Raw genomic sequence first — 8,230 nt, forward strand, 5'->3', positions numbered from 1 at the left:
GGCCCGCGGCCACTTCCCGAACGAGCAGGCCGCCATCAAGTGCGTCTACATGGCCATCATGAGCCTCGACCCCACCGGCCAGGGACGTAAACGCTGGACCCAACGCTGGAAAGCCGCTCTGAACGCCTTCGACATCACCTTCGACGGCCGACTCTCAGCCGCCCGCCGCTGAACCCCCAACAACTCCAAAACCACCGTTAACTTTACGGACCCACCGGCGGCTTCGGCCCGGCCGACCCCGCGCTGGATCTGGTCAGTGTCTGGCATCTGCTGCAGCAGGGGCCGCGGGAAGTACTCCGGCGGACACTGGGCTGTGACGATCTCGAGTGGGAGCGCGGCAAGGCATGGGCATTCGAACAGGCGATGGGCACTGTCTGGTACTACGCCGAGAGTAATCCGACGATGAGCAAGATGGGACGCCGGACACTGGACCGCATTCTGGAGTCGATGGAGTGATGTCGCCCTGGCTGCAGGCCGTGACCAAGACGATCACTTGTCCCCACCGACAGCAGCGCCAACGGACCAGATCATCTGAGACGACGAGCGAATCGGACCAGATCATTTGAGACAGAGGCCAGATCACCAGAGACGGGACACCCAGGGGCAAAGGCAAAACCGCAGCTGCACTGTCCCGTGCCATCGAACCTGGACCGATTGCCAATGAAGTTGGGCGACCGGTGGTCTCGTGACGCTGACGTTGAGCCAGCCGGAACTCGCTGCTGAGAGCGCCCCTGCTGCGCGATCTCTTGCCAGGCTCCCTCCGCATCCATGGCGGAATCCTGCAGAGTCGCGTCATTGCAGACAAGCCCTCGGCAGACGAGAGTAGAGGACATGGACGCTTCACTTCGTGATCCCCACCTCGTGGTGATCGCAGTATTCCCCGGTATCGACGCGCTGGATGTGACCGGCCCTGCCGAGGCGTTCGCCATCGCGAATCAGATGCTGCGATTGAGAGGGAGGCGTACGGACTACGAGGTACGCCTGATCGGTGAGCGACGCGGTCCGGTGCCGACCTTCTCCGGAATCCAGTTGTACGTCGAGCACGAGTTCGCCGAGCACCGGGAGCCGATCGGGACGCTGGTGGTGCCCGGCCGGGTGGACATCGGCGCGGTCAGCGCGGTGCCGCAAGTCGACCCCGCAGTGGTGACGTGGCTGCGCGAGGTGGGGCCGGCCGCGGGGCGGGTGGCGTCGGTGTGCGCGGGTGCGCACATCACCGCGGCCGCCGGGTTGCTCGACGGCCATCGCGCCACCACCCATTGGGCCACGGCAGGGCGGCTCGCCTCGGAACACCCGGCGATCGAGGTCGACGCCGATCCCATCTTCGTGCGGTCGGGGCGGATGTGGACCAGTGCCGGGATCACCGCCTCGATCGACCTCGCCGTGGCGCTGGTCGCGGAAGACCACGGCGACCAGGTCGCACTCGACGTCGCCCGCGCGATGGTGATGTACATGCAGCGGCCTGGCGGACAGAGCCAGTTCAGTGTCCCCTTGGCCCAACTCCCTAGCACCCGCGAGGACGTCCACAGCCTGCGACGCTGGATCGGCGAGCACCTCGACGACGACCTGTCGGTGCAGGCGCTCGCTGGCCGGATGGCGATGAGCGAACGGCACTTCGCCCGCGTGTTCCTCGCCGAGACCGGCAGCACACCCGGCGCCTTCGTCGAACAGATGCGGCTGGAGGCGGCTCGCCGCCTACTCGAACGCACTGACCGGCTGACCACTGACATCGCCAGGACCTGCGGGTTCGGCTCAGTCGAGACCTTCTACCGCGTCGTCCGCGACCGCCTCGGCACGACCCCCGGCGAATACCGGAACCGCTTCCGGATCTCCGCCACGGCCTGACCCCTGACCTCCGACGCGCGGCACAGCGCGACCGCGCGTCGTGCCGACCCTCAGCGTGCCCGGGACGGCCCGAGCACGCACTGACAAGGAGAACGCCCACCATGAAGATCACCGTGACGCACATCGGCACCGCGACCGTCCTGCTGGAGATCGGCGGGCTCCGCCTGCTCACCGACCCCGTCTTCGACCCGGCGCAGTCCGAATACCCCTACGGGCCCGTCGTCCTGCGGAGTACGGCCGGCCCCGCGATCGGCGCCGGCGACCTACCGCGGATCGACGCCGTCCTGCTCAGCCACGACGAGCATGCCGACAACCTCGACGTCACCGGCCGGACCCTGCTCGCCGGACGCCCGGTCGTCACCACCGTCAGCGGCGCCGAGCGCCTCGGCGGCGCAGCGATCGGACTCGCCCCGTGGGCCACCCACGAACTCACCGTGGCAGGAAACACCCTCCGTATAACCGGCACTCCCGCGGAGCACATCGGCGACGTCATCGGCTTCGTCGTGGAGGTACCCGGCGAGAACGAAGCCGTCTACATCTCCGGCGACACCGTCTACACCGCCGAACTCGACAAGATCGCCCGCCGGTTCACCATCGGCACCGCCCTGTTGCACCTCGGCGCCGCCCGCTTCAAGGAGTACAACGACAGCCAGCTGATCAGCATGGACGGAGACCAGGCCGCCGCGCTCACCCGCTCCCTCGGCGCCCACACCGTCGTGCCCATCCACTACACCTCCTGGCGGCACTTCACCGAGGATCGCGCAGACGTCACCGCCCGCTTCGCCGCCGCCGGGCTCGCAGACCGCCTCCGCTGGCTCACCCCCGGCTCCCCTGAAAACCTCGGCTGACCTCGTCGATCACACCGTCGGGCCGGAGAGCCCGGCGCGGGCGGCCCCAGCCCGAGGGCGGCGCACAAGTGCCTGCCCGCGACGGCGGACCGCCACCTGACGCACTCCCTTCGTTGATCCTCGGTGATCACATGGTCGGATACGGATAATCACATGTCATTTAACGAACTTCGCCCACACTGGGTCATGCCCAGCCTCATCGTCGGAGCCGTACTGGCTGCGTCTCTCACGGCCGGGTGCGGGTCCTCGTCGACACCGCACGTCGCCGCCACGCCGCCAGCGGCAGCCGGGGCGTCCGCTTCGACGTCCGACACCCCCACCGCAGACGCCCCGACGACGTCCAGCCCGCCCGCGACGGGCGGTAAGGGCAGCACGCAGATCAGCTACACCGGAGCCGAGTCTGGCGCGATCACGAGCACGGACAGCGCCTGCACCATCACCAGCGGGAAGCTGATTCACTTCCAGGCTCCGTCGGACCAGAACCTCGTCGGCCCCAGCGTGGCCGGCGTCGACAGCGGCAGGGCTGGTCGATGCCGGTCAGCACCACGGCCCATCCCGGCGGCTACGCGATCATGGCAGCGACCGGCGTCACAGCGACGAAGAGCGGGGACACCTGGACGGTCACACTCAAGGACGTCGACGTGATGGCGGCCTACGACCCCGGGCACAAGATCACACTCAACGGGAAGATCGTCTGCGGGGACATCGTCAGCACGCCCTGACCGTGCCACCGTGAGCCTCAGGGCTCATCTCCATCCGGCAGACGCCCTGCCATCGCCTGAATCGGCATCCCTGCATCCCCATGTTCTCTTAAGGAGCGATTTCATCATGAAATACCGCAAGCTCGGTGCGAACGGCCCCGACGTCTCCGCCCTCGGCCTCGGCTGCATGGGCATGTCGGGCGTCTACGGCCCAGAGACCAGCGACGACACCGACGAGGCCGGCTCCATCAAGCTGATCCACCGCGCGCTCGACCTCGGCATCACATTCCTCGATACCGCCGACATGTACGGCGGCGGCAGGAACGAGCGTCTCGTCGGCCGTGCCCTGACGGGTGCGCGCCGTGACGAGGTGATCCTGGCCTCCAAGTTCGGCTTCCACCCTGGCGACGGCGGCGGTCAGACGATCCGCAACGACGCGGCGTACGTCCGCGAGGCCGTGGACGCTTCTCTGGCCCGACTCGGGGTCGCGCACATCGATCTGTATTACATGCACCGCCGCAACCCCGACGTACCGGTCGAGGAGTCGGTCGGCGCCATGGCAGAGCTCGTCCAGGCCGGCAAGGTGAAGCACCTGGGCTTGTCCGAGGTCAGTGCCTCGACCCTGCGCGCGGCCCACGCCGTACACCCGATCGCGGCGCTGCAAAGCGAGTATTCGCTGTTCACCCGCGGCATCGAGGCCGAGATCATCCCGACGGCCCGCGAACTGGGCGTCGCGATCGTCCCCTTCTCCCCGGTCGGCCGCGGTCTGCTCACCGGGGCGATCACGACGTTGGAAGGCCTGTCCCCCAACGACTTCCGCCGCGAGAACCCCCGGTTCCAGGGCGACAATCTCGAGGCGAACCTGAAGCTCGTCGCCGAACTGCGCGCGATCGCCGAGGAGAGCGGCCACAGTGCCGTCCAACTCGCCCTGGCGTGGCTGCTGGCGCAGGGCCCGGACGTCGTGCCGATCCCCGGGACCAAGCGGATCAACTACCTGGAGGAAAACACGGCTGCCGCCGAAGTCGAGCTGACAGCCGGGCTGATTAACCGCATTGAGGCAGTAGTCCCCGCAGGAGCCGCGATCGGTGAACGGTACGCGGCTTCCGGGCGAGCGCACCTCGAACGCTGAGGCCGCCTCAGCAGCCCAGCAGCTCACCGGTGTCCGGGGCGCTGTACTCCGTTGCGAGCAGGGGTGTGCGGCACGCGCAGCTGTCCGGCAGTGTCGGGGCGGCGGGACCAGCAACCTCACCGGCGGACGTCGAGTTGGCCGTACAGGGCCGACAGACGTAACTCCGCCGCGGCAACCACCGCGCACTCATGTTCCGCCAGTTCGTACAGGGCCCCGCGCACTTCCCGGTCGGGCGCCTCGGCCAGCCACGGCTGCAGCGTCCGAGGCCTTCACGCCGGCGCCCGAGGTCGACTCGCTGGCCGAGCTGAACGAACTCGTCGACCAGTGGGACCTGCGTGACGGGCGGCGCCGGATCGGCTCGCGGCCGCGGACCCTCAACGAGTACTTCCAGGTCGAGCGCCCGCTCCTGATGCCGCTGCCCGAGGAGCCGTTCGAGACGGGCCGGCTCTTCACTCCGAGGGTCGACCGCTACAGCCAGATCGCGGTCCGAACGAACTGGTACTCGGGGCCGGTCCGGCTGATCGGCAAGCGGGTCCGGGTCGTTATGCACGACTCTCACCTGGTGGTTTACAACCGAAACGTGGAAGTGGCCCAGCACGAGCGCCTGATCGCGAAGGGCGGCTGCCGCCTTGATCTGGACCCTACCTGGAGGTCCTGATCCGCAAGCCGGGTGCCTTCCCCGGTGCTACCGCGCTCGAACAGGCCCGCTCGGCGGGCAAGTTCACCCCGGTCCATGACGCCTGGTGGGCCGCGGCGGTCAAGGCCCACGGAGATACCGCCGGGACGAGGGCGCTGATCGAGGTGCTGCTGCTGGCCCGCCCCACCTCCCGCACGAGCACCTGGTCGCCGGCCTCGCGATGGCCCTGCGGGCCGGAGCCCTGACCGCGGACGCGGTCGCGCTGGAGGCCCGCAAGATCGCCCAGGCCGAGGATGAGCCGGCCGGAACCGCCGGCGCTGCCACGGTGACGTTCTGCACGAGTGGCGGCTCGCGCATCTTCCCCCGGACACCAGGCCGCTGCCGTCGGTGACCCACTACGACCAGTTGCTCCGACGCCGTCGCGCCAGCGGCGGTGAACACCGCGAGGGAGAAACACCGTGACCCTGCCCCGCCAGCGAGGATTGACCGAGCAGGCCGCGAACACGGCCATCGACACCGCTTGCCGTCTGTTGCGGCTGCCGTCGATCAGGAACGAGTTTTCCGACATCGCCGACCGGGCGATGAAGGATCAGTGGAATTGACGGCCCGGGCTTCGGGGAGAAGTGATCTTCCCGCGGGCGTGGTGGAGCACAGTGTTCTGGGATTGCGCTCGGGATCGTAGGCGCTCCGCAGCCCGGCGAGTGTTCACAGCCCCGGGCCGTTCGACTGGATCACGCGTTGCAAGCGCAGGATCTCGCCGTGTGCGGCGGCCAGTCGCTGTTCGAGTTCTTGGACGCGCTCGCGGTGGGTGGTGCGCTCACGACGAAGAGCTTCGGTAAGGGTATGGATAACCGTGCCGTCGTCGACTGAGGGCGCCTGAGGGGCAGGACGGTCTGCGGTCCGTTGCTGGCCGCGCAGGGTCTCGACGCGGTTCCGCAGGTCGGTGTGGGCATAGAGGAAGTCCAGGCTGACGCCGGCCGCGCGGGCGACGGCCCGGAAGTTGATCTCCTCGCCTTCCTTGATCAGCCTTCGGATGCCCGCCTCCGCCCGTTGGACGGCCTGCTGGTGCTTGTCCTGGTCGGCCTGCCGCAGAGCGGCGATCCGCCGGTCAGCAGGAGCCACAGGTTCCGGGGCCGTTTCGTTCAGCCGCTCGCTCATGAGCGTGACGCCCCTTTGCTGTCCGAGGCGCCGGCGGCGTCCTGGTAGCCGGTGCGGCCAAGCACGCCGGCGCCCCGGACCACGGTGGTGCTGTCGGCTGGCTGGGCTTCGAGGGCGAGGATCTCCAGCTGCATGCTGCGGATCTCGGCGGCGCGCTGTTCCATCCAAACGATTGTCCCGCTCATCGGCTCGCCGTACCGCTCGGTGTGTCGGGCCTGCCAGGTGGCGACCGGAGATTGGGTCTCGGCGAGTTGGCGCTGGATGTCCGGCAGGAAGGTGCGGTCGGTGGCGAAGTGGTCGCAGCCGTGGCAGGCGTTTCCCTTGTCGCAGGAGCGGGTGGGCGGCAGCAGGCAATAGCCGTTGGGCAGGATGCGGTCGGTGCGGCGGTCGAGCTGCACCAGCTCGAGCATGTCGCGGCGGTCCATGCCGATCTCTCGCCCGTCGCGCCCGATCTTGGCCAGGGCGAGGAACTCGCGCTCGGCGGTGCTTGCGAGGGTCGCCGCGTATCGCATCGTCATCTCCGGGGAGAGGTGGCCGAGGTAGCGCTGGACGACGTGAATGGGTGCGCCGGCGTTGATCAGGGTGGTCGCCTTGATGTGGCGGCGCCGGTGGCTTCGTGAGTAGAGGAGGAGCTCGCCGCGTGAGTCGCGCAGCTCCAGGTGGTGGAAGTCCTTTATGACGTGGTTGTAGTTGCTGGTTTCCCAGGACTTGGTGCCGTGCCGGTTGCCGGTGGTCTTCGGGAACAGGTAGCGGATGGTGTCGGCGGGGCCCAGGTGCCAGTGCTCGCGCACCCATGCTTGCTGTTCCCGGATGATCTCGACGACGTCGCGGCCGACGAGGATGGTGTTCGGGGCCGCGTCGATCTTCGTCTGTTGGTAGCGGAGCCGGGCGACCATCCCGACCTCGGGGACGGCGGCGGCGTCCAGGCCGGGGATGCCGGAGAGTGGTTCGAAGTCCATCATCAGCACTTCGCTGGCCCGGCGTCCGGTCATGGCCTGGATGAGCCAGGCCCGCATCACGGCGGGATGTCCGAGTCCGGTCAGCTCGGCCTGGCGGGCGTCGCGGACGACGGTGCGCGTCTACTCGGCTGGCAGGCCGAGGAGCTCGATGTGGGTGAGCATGCTGCTGAGGTCGGTGTCGTTGATGTAGTTGCGTTCGTCCGCCTCGCGGACTTCGCGTTGCCGGGGCCGGTCGCCGGGTCGAAACATGCGGGCGTGGCTGTCGGTGAGCGCCAGCCACCGGGCATCGTCCAGGGCTTCGGCGGCCTCACTGCGGCAGTCGGTCATGACCTGGTAGAACAGGTCGATCGTCTGCAGGTTCTTGTTGATCGTCCTCGGCTGGAGGCTGCCGCCGACCTCGGCGCGGCCCGGCGTCTCGCGCTGCCAGTGCTGCAGGAAGGTGCCGAAGTCGAGCGCGAGTGTACGTAGGCTCCGCTCGGAGCCGTCGACCAGGTCAGTTGTCCGGACTCCATCTACAGGCGGAGGTAGAACTTGGTCCCCTCCCGCAGCCAGACCGGGGTGATGTCGCCCCAGCGGACGGCGGTGTTGGCGCGCGGCTCGTGCTCGCGCCGCGGGATGCGCGGGTCCAGCCGCAGCGACCAGATGTCGTGCCGCCACCAGGCGACCTTGATGGCATACTGCCGCAGCAGCCGCTCCAGCATGCCGCGCAGAGCGTGCTCGGCCCGGAGCCGATGCCCGGGGGCGGGCATCCGGCCTCGGTCGGCATGGAATACCCGGGCCTCCACACGACGCCATCGTGATCCAACCGCCATAAATCACGGCATTGGGGCTAGGGCCTGTTGCGAAAGTGGATCTTGAGCGGTGATGATCATGGTGTGGCGCGTGGAGATCTGACGGATGCACAGTGGGCGAGGCTGGAGCCGTTGCTGCCGGTGGGCAGCAAGCCGGGCCGGCCA

9 protein-coding genes and 3 pseudogenes are annotated in these 8,230 nt (G+C 68.5%); 9 read left to right on the forward strand and 3 right to left on the reverse strand.

The features are described 5' to 3' along the window. The 8 genes and pseudogenes from QMF80_RS37420 to QMF80_RS37455 all read left to right on the forward strand — a co-directional run. Nucleotides 1-172, forward strand: a pseudogene (locus QMF80_RS37420) (IS256 family transposase); the annotation flags it as partial. Nucleotides 173-213: 41 nt separating this feature from the next. Beyond that, nucleotides 214-456: pseudogene (locus tag QMF80_RS37425) on the forward strand (aminoglycoside phosphotransferase); the annotation flags it as partial. A gap of 375 nt (nucleotides 457-831) precedes the next feature. Beyond that, the gene (locus tag QMF80_RS37430; protein WP_283461845.1) at nucleotides 832-1,842 is read left to right on the forward strand and encodes a GlxA family transcriptional regulator; all 1,011 of its coding nucleotides are present in this window, start codon (nucleotides 832-834) and stop codon (nucleotides 1,840-1,842) included. A 101-nt stretch (nucleotides 1,843-1,943) separates the two neighbouring features. Beyond that, on the forward strand, nucleotides 1,944-2,690 hold the full coding sequence (locus QMF80_RS37435) for an MBL fold metallo-hydrolase (RefSeq protein WP_283461831.1): 747 nt from the start codon (nucleotides 1,944-1,946) through the stop codon (nucleotides 2,688-2,690). Between the two features lie 530 nt (nucleotides 2,691-3,220). Next, on the forward strand, nucleotides 3,221-3,412 hold the full coding sequence (locus QMF80_RS37440) for a hypothetical protein (protein WP_283461832.1): 192 nt from the start codon (nucleotides 3,221-3,223) through the stop codon (nucleotides 3,410-3,412). Nucleotides 3,413-3,518: 106 nt separating this feature from the next. Further along, nucleotides 3,519-4,520 (forward strand): aldo/keto reductase, encoded by a 1,002-nt coding sequence (locus QMF80_RS37445; protein ID WP_283461834.1) that lies wholly within the window; start codon nucleotides 3,519-3,521, stop codon nucleotides 4,518-4,520. A 409-nt stretch (nucleotides 4,521-4,929) separates the two neighbouring features. Beyond that, complete coding sequence (locus QMF80_RS37450; protein WP_283461836.1) at nucleotides 4,930-5,178, forward strand: Mu transposase domain-containing protein; 249 nt, start codon at nucleotides 4,930-4,932, stop codon at nucleotides 5,176-5,178. Nucleotides 5,179-5,615: 437 nt separating this feature from the next. After that, nucleotides 5,616-5,750 (forward strand): annotated as a pseudogene (locus QMF80_RS37455) (IS21-like element helper ATPase IstB); the annotation flags it as partial. A 112-nt stretch (nucleotides 5,751-5,862) separates the two neighbouring features. Here the strand turns inward: QMF80_RS37455 and QMF80_RS37460 are convergent. Both QMF80_RS37460 and QMF80_RS37465 read right to left on the reverse strand, forming a co-directional pair. Continuing rightward, on the reverse strand, nucleotides 5,863-6,315 hold the full coding sequence (locus tag QMF80_RS37460) for a DUF6262 family protein (protein WP_283461838.1): 453 nt from the start codon (nucleotides 6,313-6,315) through the stop codon (nucleotides 5,863-5,865). After that, nucleotides 6,312-7,331: a tyrosine-type recombinase/integrase gene (locus tag QMF80_RS37465; protein WP_283461839.1), complete on the reverse strand. Its 1,020-nt coding sequence runs from the start codon at nucleotides 7,329-7,331 to the stop codon at nucleotides 6,312-6,314. Before QMF80_RS37465 ends, QMF80_RS37460 begins: the two co-directional genes overlap by 4 nt. Nucleotides 7,332-7,340: 9 nt before the next feature. Between QMF80_RS37465 and QMF80_RS37470 the strand changes: the two genes are divergently transcribed. Continuing rightward, nucleotides 7,341-7,742 carry a hypothetical protein gene (locus QMF80_RS37470; RefSeq protein WP_283461841.1) on the forward strand — a complete coding sequence of 134 codons (402 nt, stop codon included), beginning with the start codon at nucleotides 7,341-7,343 and terminating at the stop codon, nucleotides 7,740-7,742. A gap of 44 nt (nucleotides 7,743-7,786) precedes the next feature. On the opposite strand, the gene QMF80_RS37475 is transcribed toward QMF80_RS37470, so the two are convergent. Then, a complete protein-coding gene (locus QMF80_RS37475) occupies nucleotides 7,787-8,023 on the reverse strand; it encodes a hypothetical protein (protein WP_283461843.1) in 237 nt (78 codons plus the stop codon). Between the last annotated feature and the right edge of the window lie 207 nt (nucleotides 8,024-8,230).

The sequence above is a fragment of the Streptomyces sp. G-G2 genome, assembly GCF_030063135.1.
Taxonomy (GTDB): domain Bacteria; phylum Actinomycetota; class Actinomycetes; order Streptomycetales; family Streptomycetaceae; genus Streptomyces.

Excerpts from the sequence above, each read along its gene's own strand:
- QMF80_RS37460 (WP_283461838.1), bottom strand. The coding sequence starts at position 6,315 with ATGAGCGAGCGGCTGAACGAAACGGCCCCGGAACCTGTGGCTCCTGCT.
- QMF80_RS37465 (WP_283461839.1), bottom strand. The coding sequence starts at position 7,331 with ATGCGGGCCTGGCTCATCCAGGCCATGACCGGACGCCGGGCCAGCGAA.
- QMF80_RS37445 (WP_283461834.1), top strand. The coding sequence starts at position 3,519 with ATGAAATACCGCAAGCTCGGTGCGAACGGCCCCGACGTCTCCGCCCTC.
- QMF80_RS37430 (WP_283461845.1), top strand. The coding sequence starts at position 832 with ATGGACGCTTCACTTCGTGATCCCCACCTCGTGGTGATCGCAGTATTC.
- QMF80_RS37440 (WP_283461832.1), top strand. The coding sequence starts at position 3,221 with ATGCCGGTCAGCACCACGGCCCATCCCGGCGGCTACGCGATCATGGCA.
- QMF80_RS37435 (WP_283461831.1), top strand. The coding sequence starts at position 1,944 with ATGAAGATCACCGTGACGCACATCGGCACCGCGACCGTCCTGCTGGAG.
- QMF80_RS37470 (WP_283461841.1), top strand. The coding sequence starts at position 7,341 with ATGTCCGAGTCCGGTCAGCTCGGCCTGGCGGGCGTCGCGGACGACGGT.
- QMF80_RS37450 (WP_283461836.1), top strand. The coding sequence starts at position 4,930 with ATGCCGCTGCCCGAGGAGCCGTTCGAGACGGGCCGGCTCTTCACTCCG.
- QMF80_RS37475 (WP_283461843.1), bottom strand. The coding sequence starts at position 8,023 with ATGCCCGCCCCCGGGCATCGGCTCCGGGCCGAGCACGCTCTGCGCGGC.